This is a genomic window from Limnobacter sp. G6BE5S (assembly GCF_058448965.1).
This window is the reverse complement of sequence record NZ_JBZFLM010000007.1, coordinates 184,790-199,283: the sequence shown is the minus strand read 5'-3', so window position 1 is coordinate 199,283 and position 14,494 is coordinate 184,790. Positions and strand designations below refer to the sequence as shown.

The 14,494-nt window shown below is 51.2% G+C and carries 15 protein-coding genes; 4 read left to right on the top strand and 11 right to left on the bottom strand.

Annotation, left to right across the window (positions count from 1 at the left end):
• Positions 1-11: 11 nt before the first annotated feature.
• The 3 genes from ACVL1J_RS13930 to ACVL1J_RS13920 are packed head-to-tail and all read right to left on the bottom strand — an operon-like array spanning position 12 to position 3,953.
• Positions 12-989: an ABC transporter permease gene (locus ACVL1J_RS13930; RefSeq protein ID WP_491665423.1), complete on the bottom strand. Its 978-nt coding sequence runs from the start codon at positions 987-989 to the stop codon at positions 12-14.
• Positions 989-3,277 (bottom strand): ABC transporter substrate-binding protein, encoded by a 2,289-nt coding sequence (locus tag ACVL1J_RS13925; protein ID WP_491665422.1) that lies wholly within the window; start codon positions 3,275-3,277, stop codon positions 989-991. Before ACVL1J_RS13925 ends, ACVL1J_RS13930 begins: the two co-directional genes overlap by 1 nt.
• A 40-nt stretch (positions 3,278-3,317) precedes the next feature.
• Positions 3,318-3,953 (bottom strand): YcbK family protein, encoded by a 636-nt coding sequence (locus ACVL1J_RS13920; protein ID WP_159571355.1) that lies wholly within the window; start codon positions 3,951-3,953, stop codon positions 3,318-3,320.
• Positions 3,954-4,017: 64 nt separating this feature from the next.
• On the opposite strand from ACVL1J_RS13920, the gene gltX reads away from it, so the two are divergent.
• Both gltX and ACVL1J_RS13910 read left to right on the top strand, forming a co-directional pair.
• Entirely contained in the window at positions 4,018-5,439 is a 1,422-nt protein-coding gene (gene gltX, locus ACVL1J_RS13915; RefSeq protein WP_341237473.1) for a glutamate--tRNA ligase, read from the top strand.
• Positions 5,436-6,647: an O-succinylhomoserine sulfhydrylase gene (locus ACVL1J_RS13910; RefSeq protein WP_491665421.1), complete on the top strand. Its 1,212-nt coding sequence runs from the start codon at positions 5,436-5,438 to the stop codon at positions 6,645-6,647. The genes gltX and ACVL1J_RS13910 overlap by 4 nt, the downstream gene beginning before the upstream one ends.
• A 77-nt stretch (positions 6,648-6,724) precedes the next feature.
• On the opposite strand, the gene ACVL1J_RS13905 is transcribed toward ACVL1J_RS13910, so the two are convergent.
• From ACVL1J_RS13905 to ACVL1J_RS13895, 3 genes are all read right to left on the bottom strand, one after another.
• Positions 6,725-7,054, bottom strand: a complete 330-nt coding sequence (locus ACVL1J_RS13905; RefSeq protein ID WP_341237475.1) for an H-NS histone family protein — start codon at positions 7,052-7,054, stop codon at positions 6,725-6,727.
• 79 nt (positions 7,055-7,133) lie between these two features.
• Positions 7,134-7,727 (bottom strand): isochorismatase family protein, encoded by a 594-nt coding sequence (locus tag ACVL1J_RS13900; RefSeq protein ID WP_159571366.1) that lies wholly within the window; start codon positions 7,725-7,727, stop codon positions 7,134-7,136.
• An 87-nt stretch (positions 7,728-7,814) separates the two neighbouring features.
• A complete protein-coding gene (locus ACVL1J_RS13895; protein ID WP_394672608.1) occupies positions 7,815-8,564 on the bottom strand; it encodes an MBL fold metallo-hydrolase in 750 nt (249 codons plus the stop codon).
• 151 nt (positions 8,565-8,715) lie between these two features.
• Between ACVL1J_RS13895 and ACVL1J_RS13890 the strand changes: the two genes are divergently transcribed.
• Complete coding sequence (locus ACVL1J_RS13890; protein ID WP_159571372.1) at positions 8,716-9,525, top strand: sulfite exporter TauE/SafE family protein; 810 nt, start codon at positions 8,716-8,718, stop codon at positions 9,523-9,525.
• Between the two features lie 5 nt (positions 9,526-9,530).
• Here the strand turns inward: ACVL1J_RS13890 and ACVL1J_RS13885 are convergent, their stop codons facing one another.
• From ACVL1J_RS13885 to ACVL1J_RS13875, 3 genes are all read right to left on the bottom strand, one after another.
• Positions 9,531-10,223, bottom strand: coding sequence for a PA4824 family protein (locus ACVL1J_RS13885; protein ID WP_159571375.1), 693 nt, complete (start codon positions 10,221-10,223; stop codon positions 9,531-9,533).
• Between the two features lie 171 nt (positions 10,224-10,394).
• Positions 10,395-11,699 carry a hypothetical protein gene (locus ACVL1J_RS13880; RefSeq protein WP_491665420.1) on the bottom strand — a complete coding sequence of 435 codons (1,305 nt, stop codon included), beginning with the start codon at positions 11,697-11,699 and terminating at the stop codon, positions 10,395-10,397.
• Positions 11,700-11,879: 180 nt separating this feature from the next.
• Positions 11,880-13,022 (bottom strand): acyl-CoA dehydrogenase family protein, encoded by a 1,143-nt coding sequence (locus ACVL1J_RS13875; protein ID WP_491665419.1) that lies wholly within the window; start codon positions 13,020-13,022, stop codon positions 11,880-11,882.
• Positions 13,023-13,126: 104 nt separating this feature from the next.
• Between ACVL1J_RS13875 and ACVL1J_RS13870 the strand changes: the two genes are divergently transcribed.
• Positions 13,127-13,732 (top strand): TetR/AcrR family transcriptional regulator, encoded by a 606-nt coding sequence (locus ACVL1J_RS13870; protein ID WP_159571381.1) that lies wholly within the window; start codon positions 13,127-13,129, stop codon positions 13,730-13,732.
• Between the two features lie 19 nt (positions 13,733-13,751).
• On the opposite strand, the gene ACVL1J_RS13865 is transcribed toward ACVL1J_RS13870, so the two are convergent.
• Both ACVL1J_RS13865 and ACVL1J_RS13860 read right to left on the bottom strand, forming a co-directional pair.
• Positions 13,752-13,955 (bottom strand): YjfB family protein, encoded by a 204-nt coding sequence (locus ACVL1J_RS13865; protein WP_159571384.1) that lies wholly within the window; start codon positions 13,953-13,955, stop codon positions 13,752-13,754.
• Between the two features lie 63 nt (positions 13,956-14,018).
• Positions 14,019-14,342 carry a hypothetical protein gene (locus ACVL1J_RS13860; protein ID WP_159571387.1) on the bottom strand — a complete coding sequence of 108 codons (324 nt, stop codon included), beginning with the start codon at positions 14,340-14,342 and terminating at the stop codon, positions 14,019-14,021.
• Positions 14,343-14,494 lie beyond the last annotated feature (152 nt).

Below are 14,494 nucleotides of genomic sequence, written 5' to 3'. Positions count from 1 at the left end.
GCCAGCGCCCTTTAAGCCAAACGAACCCGAGGGTCCGCGATGGTGTAAGCAATGTCGGTCAAAATCAAACCCACCAAATAAAGCACGGAACCTATGAACACCATGGCACGTACAATTGCGAAGTCTTGCGACTGAATGGCCTCGATGGTGTAACTGCCCAAGCCGGGAATGCCGAAAAACGATTCGGAAATCAGTGAACCCATGAACAACAGGGGAATGACCGTGACGGAGCCAGTGAGGATTGGAATCAGCCCGTTGCGCAACACATGCCGCCCCAGCACTTGCACTTCCGACAAGCCTTTGGCGCGTGCGGTTCGCACATAATCTTTGTTGATTTCTTCAAGGAAAATGGTGCGGTACCAACGCGTACCACCACCCAAGCCACTGACCACGCCAATGAAAACAGGAAGGATCAGGAAACGCCAAGCATCAAGGCCCGAGTCATATCCGGAAATTGGTACCAGCGCCAGTGTTTTCGAGAACAGATACTGACCACCGATGATGTAGAACAAACCGGAAATGGACATGGCCAGTACACACAACACCACGCCAGATAAATCAAGGTAGGTGCCCCTGAAAAATGTCAGCAGCAACGACAGCACAATGTTCAAAAACAAACCAAGAATGAATACCGGAACGGCCAAAGCCAGGCTGGGCCCTGCACGCTTCGCAATTTCATTGGCAATGTTGCGGCCGTCGTCCGAACTGCCAAATTCGCCCACAAACATGGGTACCGACTTTTGAAAGAAAATGGTTTCTGTCAACTTGCCTGTGGCTTGCGCTTCGCTGTTGATCAGCAGTGGCAAGTCGTACCCCTTCTCCCGCTTCCATTGATCCACCGACTCTTGCGAAACCCGCTTGCCACCCAATGCCAAACGGGCCATGTCATCGGGACTGTTCACCTGAAAAAACAACACAAAGGTAATCAGGTTGACGCCCAATAGCACCAACAAACCGTACAACACACGGCGCAGCAAATAGTTGCCCATCAGCGTTGCCCTCCGGTGCTTTTGGCCAAATCTTCGCGGATACCCATGGCCTGTTCGCGGCGTTTCCATGCAGCCCATGCTGGCCAGATAAACAACGCCAGTGCAATCAACAGCACTGGAATGGGCCACCACTCAGGCTGATTCCATTCTTTCCTGGCAGCGTCGCGCTTGGCCGTGTCGATTGTTTTGTATTTAATGCTGTTGCGCGCAAGGTCGTTGGGTTTCACATTCCCGTACCACTCGTGAATCAGACCAAACTGCTGGGGCACAAAAGCAAACAGCCACGGCGCATCGTCTTGAACCAGATCAGTCATTTGGGAAATAATTTGTGCGCGCTCCTCGTTGTTCGGCATGGTTTTCATGCGCTCAAACATCGCGTCGTACTGCGCGTTGGAATAATTCGATGCGTTTTCACCCGCAGTTTTTGCTCGACTATTGGGGCCATAGAGCAGGAACAAAAAGTTTTCCGGATCGGGGTAATCGGCATTCCATCCCAGGAAGAAAATTTGCGCATTGCCCTTGCGGATTTTTTCCTGAAAACGATTCCAGTCTGTGGCCCGAATATCCAGCTGAATGTTCAATTTGGCAAACTGCTTGCGGTACCAGTCAAAGCGGGCTTTGTCGCCAGGGCCCCCACCGGTGGTGTCTAAAGCCAAAGTCAAAGGTTGCCCTGTTTTCGGATCAATACCGTTGTTGTAGCCAGCCTGTTTCAGCAAAGCCAATGCATCTTCAACGGGCTTGCGCACTGGCTTGCCATCGACAATGTTGTACACCTGCGTGTTGTAACCCGCCTCGCCATCCTCAAAGCCGAACAAACCTGGGGGTACAGGCCCGTGTGCGGGTACAGCACGGCCATTGGTAAATATCTGCGAAAACTCTTCCCAATCCATAGCGATTGCAATCGCCTGACGAAGCAACTTGGCGCGCTCGGCATCTTGGGCAGATTGACCTGGCCCAACCACAGGATCGAGCCAGTTAAAGCCCAGATAAAACATGCTGGTGGACAAAGAAGTTTCCAGACGAATGCCCTTCTCGGCCATTTCAGGGGTCAGGGCCGCGTCGCCATCTGCACTAGCGCGAATGGCTTGGTCGAAGGTGTCGGCACTGACACCGGAGGTGTCGTAATAGCCCTGCAAAAACTTGTTCCAGTAAGGAATGCCTTCTTTCTCGCGCGTGAACACGACTCGATCAATGAATGGCATGGTTTTACCAGCATCGGCGAGCAACCCTTTGGTTTCGTCGTCAGGCTCACCTTCTGAAGGATAGGGCTCACCCCGGTGGTTGGGATTGCGAGTGAGCACCATGCGGGAATTCGGATCGTTCTCGGTCAGCATATAGGCGGCAGTACCCACGGGCCACCAATCCAATACCAGGTTATTTTCAATGAACCCTTTTTGGCTGTAAAAGGCATCGGCTTCCCAGGGAATGGGTGCAAAAAACGGCATGGCCAACCAGTAAATAAACTGCGGGTATTTGCCGTTTACGCGGATTTCAAGGGTGTGGTCGCCCAGCGCTTGGGCACCAGGCAAATCGAATTCGCGCAAATCAAGCCACGGCAAATCTGCAGTGGCAGGCGGAAACGCGTCGCCAGTTTCCTTCTGGATTTTTTCTTTCAGCGCTTTGTCGTGTTCTTGCAGGGTTTTGGACAACTCGCCCAAACCGACCACGTAGTCACCCATGTGCCCCAAAATTGGCGACACAATTCTGGAACTTGCCAAGCGCTTGATCTCGTACACGTAGTCGTGTGCGGTCAGTTCACGCGTGCCCTGCACCTCGAATTGCAGGGGGCTGTTGTACTTGCGGGCTTCGTCGCCCAGTTGGTGATACAAAAAATTGCCTTGCTCATCTTTGGCAAACGCAGGGTGCGGCTGGTATTTGATGCCCGGCTTTAATTGAATGGTGTAAACACTGGTTTTGACGGCGTCCAAGGGCGCATCGTCGGGTAACACATTGCCCGCATCATCCAGGTAAACGGGCGTTGGCATGGCCGCAGCCGCCAGCGGTTCAAGCTGATAAGGGCGTTTCAGATAATGGTACTGAAACAGCGGTTCGTAAATTTGGTAGGTGAATTCGGCTTCGTCTGACGTATAGGACTGCGCCGGGTCCAGGTGTTTGGGCCGAGCTGTGAAGGCGGTGTAAAGGGTGTTGAGTTTTTTGTCTGTGGCGGTTTCAACATAGGGATTGTTGGGTGCTTTGCTACATGCGGCCAAGGAAAGGCCCAAAGCCGCCGCCACAACAAAACCACCACTCCACTGAACTGCTTTTGCGAAACGCTGGAAAACTGCCAAAAAACCACCCTCGCACTGTTGTTTTTTTAGATGGCCTTATTTAACCACGCCAAACGCGCTCCGGACCCGTGTCAGCATGAATCCAGCCACCTTTTGAACCGACCCGGAAGTAAAAGCCCACGCCGCCAGCACGGAAACCTTCTACCAACTCACCCAATACCTTGGGGTGCAAGCCGGGCAGCCGGAAATCAACCGCCTGTCCTTTCAAGTGCAAAGAATTTCGGGCTGCGGGCAGGCCTTGTTCAATCAGGCGAGAATTGGTTTTGAGGCTACGATAACCCGAGGTGATTTCAACCGGGGCAACAAAGCCATAACGACGAACAAAGGCCTGTGCAGCCCAAAGGGTGTCGATAATTTGCGTGTCCATGCGGAAAATCTGATTTGCCTGCACGTCTCGAAGCAAACCACAAATCTGTTCGTAGGCGATTGGGTTAAGATGTCCGTCTTTCCAGTAAGTAATGTTCAAGCGCTCGCCCGATTGTGGGCGTACCATTTCAAGGGTGCGCGGTTGCAACCAAAATGTCAGGTCAACCAGCCCCGGATCGAACAAATCGGGTGGAGGAAGCAAATCGGAACCAGCGGCCAAAACGCCGCGATTCAGAAATGTGTCTACCGAGCCAATAACGGCCAAAGTGCTTACCGCTTTGAGAAATGATCGTCGGTCGAAATTGTGCATTGCCATAACTTAAGAATTTACTTGAACTTATAATATGAGTTCTTTGAAAAAAAGTCACTAATCCATGTCAACAGATCGCCAAAATCAAACAGTTCGCACCCGTTTTGCACCCAGCCCTACCGGCTATTTGCATTTGGGTGGCGCCAGAACCGCTTTGTACAGCTGGGCTTTTGCCCGCCACCACAAGGGTCAGTTCATTCTTCGCGTGGAAGACACCGATGTTGAGCGGTCTACGCCCGAAGCCGTTCAAGCCATCATGGACGGCATGGCCTGGTTGAACCTGGATTACGATGAAGGCCCGTTTTTCCAAATGCAGCGCATGGACCGTTACCGGGCCATGATCGACAAACTGCTTGAAAAAGGCGATGCCTACCTTTGCTACTGTACGCAAGATGAGTTGAATCAAATGCGTGAAAAGCAACGGGAAAATGGTCAGCGCATTCGTTATGATGGCATCTGGCGACCCGAGGCTGGCAAAGTGCTGCCCGCGCCACCCGCCGACGTCAAGCCTGTGGTGCGCTTCAAAAACCCCTTGAGCGGCGCTGTAAGCTGGGACGATTTGGTGAAAGGGCCCATTTCAATCAACAACGAAGAAATGGACGATTTGATTATCGCCCGCCAGGACGGCACGCCCACCTATAACTTTTGCGTGGTAGTGGACGACTGGGAAATGAAAATTACCCATGTGATTCGTGGCGACGATCACATCAACAACACGCCGCGCCAAATCAATATTTTGAAGGCGCTGGGCGGTGAGCAGCCCGTTTACGGCCACATTCCGATGATTCTTGGCCCCGATGGCGAGAAACTGTCCAAGCGCCACGGCGCGGTCAGTGTGGTGCAGTACCACGAAGAAGGGTTTTTGCCCGACGCCATGATCAACTACCTGGCCCGCTTGGGCTGGAGTCACGGCGATGACGAACTTTTCAGCCGCGAGCAATTGATCGAGTGGTTTGACTCGACCAACCTGTCGAAATCGGCCGCACAGTTCGACCCTGAAAAACTGAAATGGGTGAACGCCCATTACATGAAACAGGCCCCGAAAGAATTGCTGCTGTCGGACTTGCAAACCCGCCTGGAGCAAGACGGTGTGAATGCATTTGAAGGCCCCAAACTGAATGATGTGCTGGATGTGGTGCTTGAACGCGCCTCCACCTTGGTGCAACTGCGCGACGAAGCCGCGCTATTTTACAAAGTGCCACAGGTGAATGCTGAGGAGCTGGCCCCCATGCTGGCCGAAGCGGGTGTGCGCGCAGCGCTTGCCGAATTCAACGAGGGCCTGAACGGTGTGGACTGGAATGTGGAAGCACTGAATGGTTTGGTGAAAGCCACCATTAAAAACCACGGCTTGAAAATGCCCAAGCTGGCCATGCCCTTGCGTTTGATGTTGACGGGCATCACGCAAACGCCTTCAATTGACAAGGTAATGAACTTGCTGGGCAAGCACACTGTACAAACTCGAATTGCGCAAGGATTGCAATCATGAGCAACAACAAACCCAAGGCGAACCCTGCCGACTGGGGCACAGCCACCCAGGCCATTCGCGCGGGCAGCCACCGCACTGAATTTGGCGAACATTCCGAAGCGATGTTTTTAACATCGAGCTTTGTGTTCGACAGTGCCGCACAGGCCGCCGCACGCTTTGCCGGTACCGAAGAAGGCAATGTGTATGCCCGCTTTACCAACCCCAGCGTGCAAATGTTTGAACAACGCTTGGCCGTGCTGGAAGACATGGAATATTGCCTGGCCACATCCAGCGGCATGGCTGCCATAACAACAACCTGCATGGGCTTGCTCAATGCAGGCGACCACATTGTTGCGTCGAAGGCTTTGTTTGGCGCCACTGTGCAGTTGTTTGTGAACATTCTGTCGCGCTTTGGTATTGAAACGACGTTTGTGGATGGCACCAGCATTGAGGCTTGGGAAAAGGCGATCAAACCCAACACCAGGTTGTTTTATAGCGAAACACCGTCGAACCCGCTGACTGAAATTCTGGACATGAGGGCGCTGAGCGACCTGGCCAAAAAGCACGGCATTTACAACGTGGTCGACAACTGCTTCTGTACCCCTGCCCTGCAAAAGCCCGTCGATTTCGGCACCGAAATCATTATTCATTCCGCCACCAAATACCTGGATGGCCAAGGCCGTGTGCTGGGTGGTGCCATTTGTGGCCCCAAAGACTTGTTGAAAGACAAAATTCTGCCCGTACTGCGTACAGCGGGCCCAACCCTGTCTGCATTCAACGCCTGGGTGCTGTTCAAGGGTTTGGAAACGCTGAACATTCGAATGTTGGCGCAATCGGCTGCTGCGCTTGAAGTTGCCACCTGGCTGGAAGCGCACCCTGCTGTGAGCAAGGTGTACTACCCGGGCCTGAAAAGCCACCCACAGCATGAACTGGCGATGAAGCAGCAAAAAACAGGTGGTGCAATTGTGTCGTTCGAGGTGAAAGCCATGAACGAGAACGACGCACGCGCCAACGCATGGAATGTGATTGACAACAGCCAATTGATGTCGATTACTGCCAACCTGGGCGACACCCGCACTACGATTACCCACCCTGGCACTACCACGCACGGAAGGCTAAGCCCTGAAGCGCGTGAAGCTGCCGGTATCAAGCAGGGCTTGATTCGCTTGGCGATTGGCCTTGAGGATATTGCCGACTTGAAGAAGGACTTGGCGCGCGGGCTGGGCTGACTGGCCAGGAAGTACGCGAACGGGTAAAAAAAAGCCGCTGATTTTCATCAGCGGCTTTTTCATGACGGAAGTGTGCATTAAACGCGCATTTGGTCTTCGGTCAAACCCTTGGACAAGGCGTCTTTCATCCAGTTTGGACGCTTGCCACGACCAGACCAGGTCAATGAAGATTCCTGAGGGTGACGGAAACGCACCGGCGCTGGTCCCAGTTCGCGTTTGCCCTTGACTTTGCCCCCACCCAATTCTGCAAACAATTCCTCAAGCTTCAAACCTTTTGAAGCAGCAAGTTTCTTTACTTCTTCAATTGCCTGCAATTTAGAACTACGTTCACTCAATTCTTTTTCAATGTCTGACTTCAATTGTTGAAGCTCAGAAGCACTTAACGCCGATAGATTTAGTTTTTTCATTTTTAATTTTAAGAAAGTTTATTAACAAGCCCGATTGTAATTAAATTTGATATTAACCACAAACCACAACCTAAATTGATTACTTAATCAAGTCAAGCGCGAATTTAAAGTGCTCATTTTCTGCACTTTCCAACCATTCAAACACCACCATTTCGGTTGTGACCAGCTCGGCCCCATTGCCCGCCAGCCGGTCAAACGCGGCATCCCGATTTCTCTCAGTTCTGGATCCACAGGCGTCGGTGACAACCCAGACCTCCATTTCCTCATTCAACAAGTCGAGTGCGGTTTGAAGCAAGCACACATGCGCCTCTACACCGGCAATCACAATACTGGGGCGCTCAGAATCCTGATTATTCTTTTGCAAATGCTTGGGCAAACTGCGCGCATTGCCTGCTGGTGCTTTTGAGGTCAGTAAGTCGACCAAACCTTCCGGACAGGCGCTAAAGTGGGTTTTGCGCATTGTGGCTTTGCAAAATGCACCCAGGGCTGGCACAAACGGACCTATTTTGTCCGGAACATGTTCAGTACCAAAAACAGGTACACGCAACTTTTTGGCCAAGGAGGCCAAAATTAGCGCATTGTTATAAACATCATCTGCCTGATGAATGGCAGGCATCAACTTTTCTTGATAATCAATTAAAACCAGTTGGCTTGATTCGTGATTCAATAACATTCGATGTGATAAACCAAAGTGCAAAACAAGAGCATACAAGGTTATTCACAACAAAAACACCACAAACTGAACAACACAAACATTGAATCAACCCTGTTGACTTTCTGTAATCTGCTGGCAATATTTTTCAAGTTCTTCGGGCAAATGGCTGGGGCAAATACCACAACGGCGATTACCTGGCACCGCATAATCAATAAACTTTGGATAGGGTAAATTCAATTTACCCATGATCTCGATAAACTCCTCAAGCGTTTTTTGTTCGCCCAAACGCGGATTTCGACTTTTCTCTTGAGCAATCGAAGAAACCCGCCGGTTTTGATAATCGTGCCCCGGATAAACCAAGGTGTCTTCAGGCAAAGAAAATAATTTTTCCCTCACACTTTTGTACAAGGTGGGTGCATCACCGTTCTGAAAATCGGTTCGCCCACAGCCATCAATCAACAGCGCATCGCCAGTAAATACCCTTTCCCCCAAGCGATAGGAAAAGTGACCATCGGTGTGCCCCGGCGTGTGCAAGGGCTGAATTTCAATACTGCCAATTAAAAACTGTCGGTCTTCTTCAATACCATGGTCGGTGCAAGGCAAACGATCGAAAGCGGGAGCGGCTATCTTGCTGCCCACTTTTTTCTTCAACTCAAGTGCGGCAGTAATGTGATCTGCGTGTATGTGTGTATCCAGGGTATAGGCGAGAGTCAAACCAAGTTCATTGACCACTGCCAGGTCTCGATCGATTGCGGACACCACCGGGTCAATCAACACGGCCTGCCCTGTTTGCTCACAGCCCAACAAATAGGTGTAAGTGCTGGACACCGGCTCGAATAGTTGCTTGAAAATCATATTCCGTCCTCAATATTTTATATATGCGTATTCGCGCATATAATAAATGGCATTCTATATTTTTATTGCCTGTCATGCAGTATGCAAATACGGCAAGGCAAAATGTTCAATACTCAATCTTTACAGGAGAAATCTTGAAGCAGGTATTTGCATGATTGGTACGCTGGCCTTGGGACTTTTGGTGGGGTTGGTCATGGCACTGACGGGCGCTGGCGGTGGCGTGCTTGCTGTACCGCTACTGGTATTTACAACCGGGTTGCCTGTTCAACAGGTGTCTGCCATTGGTTTGCTGGCGGTGGGCTTGGCGGCAACGCTGGGTGCGGCACTTGGCCTTCGCGCAGGCGAGGTGCGCTACAAAGCTGCAGGCCTGATGGGGTCTGTGGGCTTGCTGCTATCACCTGTTGGCTTTTGGGTGGCTCAGCAAGTCAATACCAAAGCGCTGGGCCTTGTGTTCTCGGCGGTGCTGTTGTGGGTTGCATTCAACGCATTTCGGGGTGCTGCAAATTCAGAGCTGAATGTGATTGATGCGCCGCCCGATTCGGAAAAAAGCAAATGCCCTTGCATACGTAGTCCGGAAACCGGGCGCTTTATATGGACCTGGCCATGCGCTCGCGCACTTGTTTTCTCTGGTGCGGTAGCGGGCTTTCTATCAGGGTTGCTGGGTGTGGGTGGCGGCTTTGTGCTGGTGCCCGCCTTGCAGCGCTTCACCAACTTAAGTGTGCAATCGGTCACTGTCACTTCATTGGCGGTGATTGCAATTGTTTCAACATTTGGCGTGTTGAACAGCGCCAGCGCCGGCGCTTTCAATTATGAAATCGGTATTACTTTCGCAGCCGCCGCCTTGTGCGGCATGATGGGAGGGCGGCTGGTTTCCAACAAAATGCCAAGTGCACAATTGAAAAAAGCATTTGGCGTGATGTGCGTGATTGTGGCGGCACTGATGGTGGTGAAGAATATTTAAGTGATTCAAAATCCCGGCGTAATTCCGAAACCAATCGTGAAAGCTCTGGCCTCTTGAAAAGTGCCATAGTCGCTGCCGTAGCTGGCATCCACTTGCAGAAAATCGGGAATCAGCGTGTACCGCACCCCAATACGCCAACTTAAACTGTCATTCACACCTGAATAGGTTTCAACAGAAAACCCGACTCGCTCATTGAACGAATAATCGAGTGCTGCTGCTTTGAAGACACTGTTGTCGCTTTGGATTTGGTCACTGTATTGCAAATAGCCCAAATTCAAGTGAAGCAGTAAATCGGTGCCATGCAGGGGCACAGAGGCAATGGTAGTAAGCAGCGTTTCTTGCGAAGATTCATCGCTGAATTTCAAGCGCCCCCATTCGCGACTAGCTGCCAAGCCAAATCCTGTCGAGTTCTCGGTGAAATCTCGAAGTATGTGTTTGTAACCAAGCGAGTTCAGGGATAGATCTTCCTGATTGCCATGTGCAGCACCAAGCCCCAGACTGAATTCGCCGTTGCCAAGGAAATTGCAACCTCCATTGAAATTGTCCTGTCGGACTTCAAGGGCAGTTTCTGTCCAGAAATCAAGTTGGCAGATTCTGTGGGCAGTGACTGACGCATCATCAGTTTCAATGGGACGGCCGGCTTGTGCCGAATTTACACCCACGGTCAAAGAGACAACTACGGCAATTAATTTTTTCACAAATATATAGGGTCGGTTTTGTAACGATCGGGGACATTCAAACCATCAGCAATCACTGGAAAACCGCAAGGCTGCCATATACCTCCAGCGTAAAGGTTTATATCACACACAATATAAAAAGCCCCCATGGTTACCCAAAGGAGCTTTTTTGTACCACTCAAACTAACCTGATTAGATTGGCAAAGCACCTGTCACTGGATCAAGGGCACCCAAGCCACCGCCGTCCGTAGAAATCGGCAACGCACCGGTGAGCATATCCAAAGGCAAGGCATCTGTACCTGCACTTGAATCGCTAGAACTTGCTGTGTCGCCGCCCAACACCTCGCCGACCGTACCAATTAAACCAGTGGGGTCTTGAGCAGAGGCATCGGTCACCGCATTACCCAAAGTTTCAACTCCACCAGCCAGGGTATCCACACCATCGCCCACGGCACTGGTTACTGGGTCAAGTGGTGCTAACGCTGCGTCTTCAGCGGTCAGGTCGGTAAGGCCCTCACTCACCTCGCTCAAAGTACCAGGCAAACCGTTGGTGTCACTGGTATCGTCGCTGGTACCCACGATTGGCGCCAAAATATCAGATGTAATCGGTGCCAGGGGGCTGTCATCGCCTGCCAGCGTATTGCCCACATCGGCCAAACCTTCTGCAACGCCATCCACCGCGCCAGAATCAGAACCCAGGGTTTCAGTCAGTGGGTCTACAACAGGAGCCAAGGGGGTATTTTCCGTGCCACTGTCCAGTCCGGTTGAAATTGCGTTTACCGCACCCACAACGCCACCGGCATCGGAGCCATCACCGCTACCGGGATCGCCAACCACACCGGCGAGCACGTCCGTCAAACCTGTGGGGTCTTGATCGGAAATCCCTCCGATTGCGCCACCCACGGTACCCAAGCCATCGGACACAGCATCAGTTGCGCCAGCCACGGGTGCCAATGGAGTTTCCTCCAGACCATCGCCAACAGACTCAACGCCACCGGCCAAACCACCAGCACCGGAGCCACCATCGCCAGCACCGCCGTTGTCATCGTCGTTGCCCAGAATGAAAGCACCTGCAGCCACGGCACCCAAGCCAGCGGCTGCGCCACCACCCAAACCACCCGCCAGCAGACCAGCGCCAACAAGCCCAGACATTTCGCCGGTGCCTTGCTCCAGAATTGCAGATGAAATATCGTCGTCAATGTCGTAAAGTTCGACACCTTCAGTCAAGGCAACTACCTTGGTACGCGAAGCCGCGCCTGCTACGTCAGAGCCAATTTCTTCCAGACGCGCAGCGGCACCCGGCTGCAATACCAACAAGGTATCGCCCTGCCCTGCACCACGTGCCGGAATTCGAATTTCCATGGGAGTTGCAGAGGTATTGGAAATCTCATCACCCCATTGGAACAACTCGGCATCGGCCACTGCCTGACCATTTCGGGTCACCGTGGGCGTTGCATTGGGGGTCTGAATTTTGGCAACCGGGGTTTGATCAATCATGAGGTGTACACCTGTAAGTTTTCTGACACAACTAATACACCCAATCGCCAGGAACAGATTCGAATATTGTCACTAAAAATTGTGAACAATATTTAACACACGAAGTATTCACGCACCACCGAATAGCCAGTGCAACAAAAAAACCCGCTCGAAAGCGGGTTTTTTGATAGTCAGTTTGCCTTACAGTGACCGCGCGATAATCTCTTTCATGATCTCGCTGGAGCCGCCATAAATGCGCTGCACGCGCGCATCGGCGTACATCTGCGCAATTGGATATTCCATCATGTAACCATAACCGCCGAAGAACTGCAGGCACTCGTCAATCACCTTGCATTCCAGTTCGCTCAAATGCAACTTGGCAATTGAGGCTGTTGCCGCATCTAGCTTACCGGCAACCAGTTTCTCAATGGAGTTGTCGATAAATGCACGGGCCACTACAGCCTGCGATTTCAACTCTGCCATCTTGAAGCGGGTGTTCTGGAACTCAAAAATCGACTTGCCAAAGGCCTTGCGTTCTTTGGTGTATTCCAGGGTAATTTCTATGGCCATTTCAATGGCGGCCATGGCGCCCACGCCCAACATAAGGCGCTCGTAAGGCAGTTCAACCATCAACTGCATGAAGCCCATGCCTTCAGCGCCCAACACGTTTTGGGTTGGAATACGCACATTGTCAAAGAACAGTTCGCAAGTGTCTTGTCCTTTTTGGCCCAGTTTTTCCAGAATGCGGCCAACCTTGAAACCTTCTGCCTGCTTGGTTTCAAGCAGTAGCAAGGTGGTGCCTTTTGCACCGGCGCTGGGGTCGGTTTTCACCACCAGAATAATGACATCGGCGTGATAACCATTTGAAATAAAAATCTTGGAACCATTCACAACATAGTGGTTGCCGTCTTTCACCGCGCTGGTGCGAATACCCTGCAAGTCTGAACCGGCACCAGGCTCGCTCATCGCGATTGCACCAATCATTTCACCGCTGGCCATTTTCGGCAAAAAGTATTGTTTCTGTGCTTCGGTACCGTGGTTCAAAATATACTGCGCAGCAATCGCGTGCACATGCACCCCGAACGACCGGTCACCGCTGTAGGCCAGTTCTTCAAACAGTACAGCCATGTGGGTAAAATCACCGCCTGCGCCACCGTATTCTTCGGGAATGTCAGCAGACAACAAACCCATTTCACCGGCTTTGTTCCACAACTCACGGTCCACATACTGTTGCTTGGCCCATTTGTGTTGATTGGGTTTGATCTCTGTTTCAACAAAACGACGAATATTGGAACGGTACAGTTCGAGGTCGGAATTCATCCAGCTGGGGTTGGGGTATCTCATTTGTCTCTTCGCACTCTCAAAGTTATAGGTCAACCGACCGGTTGCAGTGAATCGATTATAGGTCACATGACCGGTTTGTCAATATTTGAGTTAAAGTAACGCCCATGAGCACACACGCCACCACTGACAAAGGTCACATTCGTTCGCAAGAAATATTGAGAACAGCCCAAGCCATATTGGCCGCTGAGGGCTATGCCGGGCTGAGCATGCGCAGCGTAGCCACTCAACTGGGTATTTCACTGAGTACTGTGCAGCACTACTACACCAACAAGGAAGCCTTGGTTGAGGCCTTGCTGATTTATGTGATGGACAATTACCAGGCAGCGGTTGCGCAGGTGATGAATGCGATGAGCGACAAAAGTCAGCTGGAACGATTTACCACCATCGTGGATTTGATTTTGCTGGAAATACGTCGCCCGGAAACCTTTGGCGTACTGGCTGAAATTTATGCGTTATCGAACCGTTTGCCTTTTGCAGCCCGATTGATTGATGCGGTGTATGCGCGGGAAAGAAAAGAAATTTTTAAACTGATTTACGGGCTGGAACCAAAAATCAGCAAGTCGGAATACAAGCTGCGGGCAGCCATGATTGTGGTCCAAATTCACGGGCTTGTTTCACAGCTTGCGCAAGACAACGACCCAAGCCTTAGCCGAAAACAACTTGAACAAGCTGCTCGGCAAAGTTTTTTAATGTTGGCTACAAGAGCCTGATGCATTTAACCGTAAGCCCTCAGGCGTAGACGTTCAGGCGAGTACCCAAATTGCCGCTGGTTGCCAAAGGTGGTGGTTGTGGAATGGACTGAATCAGCTGGGCAACAGAAGATTCCGCGATGTCCATGGTTTTCTTGAACACTGCAATTTGACCTTGCTGAATATTTTGGGCCTGCTGCATTTGAACCGTGGCATTCACCATGGCGGCTGGGGATACATCCATGCATTTTCTCCGTATCAATTCACTTGATAACGGCAGCAGCACACAAAAGTTGAATCGAACTTGCTAGGACCCCTTCTTGGCTCGGTCCAGAATTTGCACCACCAGCTCACTGCGTATCTGCTCACCGCGCTCCACATTCTGGGCGTGTAGCAGCACGTTTTCCTCAATCAGCTTCGCCATTGAACTAAGCAGCACATAAATGAGGTCTTCGGCCTTGAACATGGCAGCATTTTGAAGAATGTTCAAAGCCCCCAGGCAACAAGAGTGGCGCAGCGCCATTTCATCCACTGCAAGATCGCCATAGTCCAGTGGATCCTCCTTGGCAACTTCATTGACCAACATCACTAAGGTGTTCAAATCAATTTCTACTTGATGCGTTGTTGCCATGGTGTTTCTCCGTGGTGAGCACACCTTCGTTCTACCATAACGCTGTACAGAAAACCAGCACAAAATGGGTCAAAGCCCACCCAATTAATTACAACTATTTGCATTATTGATAAATATGAGTAATTATTGGAAGATACTTCAAGAATTACAGG

Excerpts from the sequence above, each read along its gene's own strand:
- ACVL1J_RS13905 (WP_341237475.1), bottom strand. The coding sequence starts at position 7,054 with ATGAAAAAACTAAATCTATCGGCGTTAAGTGCTTCTGAGCTTCAACAA.
- ACVL1J_RS13900 (WP_159571366.1), bottom strand. The coding sequence starts at position 7,727 with ATGTTATTGAATCACGAATCAAGCCAACTGGTTTTAATTGATTATCAA.
- gltX (WP_341237473.1), top strand. The coding sequence starts at position 4,018 with ATGTCAACAGATCGCCAAAATCAAACAGTTCGCACCCGTTTTGCACCC.
- ACVL1J_RS13895 (WP_394672608.1), bottom strand. The coding sequence starts at position 8,564 with ATGATTTTCAAGCAACTATTCGAGCCGGTGTCCAGCACTTACACCTAT.
- ACVL1J_RS13930 (WP_491665423.1), bottom strand. The coding sequence starts at position 989 with ATGGGCAACTATTTGCTGCGCCGTGTGTTGTACGGTTTGTTGGTGCTA.
- ACVL1J_RS13865 (WP_159571384.1), bottom strand. The coding sequence starts at position 13,955 with ATGGATGTATCCCCAGCCGCCATGGTGAATGCCACGGTTCAAATGCAG.
- ACVL1J_RS13910 (WP_491665421.1), top strand. The coding sequence starts at position 5,436 with ATGAGCAACAACAAACCCAAGGCGAACCCTGCCGACTGGGGCACAGCC.
- ACVL1J_RS13870 (WP_159571381.1), top strand. The coding sequence starts at position 13,127 with ATGAGCACACACGCCACCACTGACAAAGGTCACATTCGTTCGCAAGAA.
- ACVL1J_RS13875 (WP_491665419.1), bottom strand. The coding sequence starts at position 13,022 with ATGAGATACCCCAACCCCAGCTGGATGAATTCCGACCTCGAACTGTAC.
- ACVL1J_RS13880 (WP_491665420.1), bottom strand. The coding sequence starts at position 11,699 with ATGATTGATCAAACCCCGGTTGCCAAAATTCAGACCCCCAATGCAACG.
- ACVL1J_RS13860 (WP_159571387.1), bottom strand. The coding sequence starts at position 14,342 with ATGGCAACAACGCATCAAGTAGAAATTGATTTGAACACCTTAGTGATG.
- ACVL1J_RS13920 (WP_159571355.1), bottom strand. The coding sequence starts at position 3,953 with ATGCACAATTTCGACCGACGATCATTTCTCAAAGCGGTAAGCACTTTG.
- ACVL1J_RS13890 (WP_159571372.1), top strand. The coding sequence starts at position 8,716 with ATGATTGGTACGCTGGCCTTGGGACTTTTGGTGGGGTTGGTCATGGCA.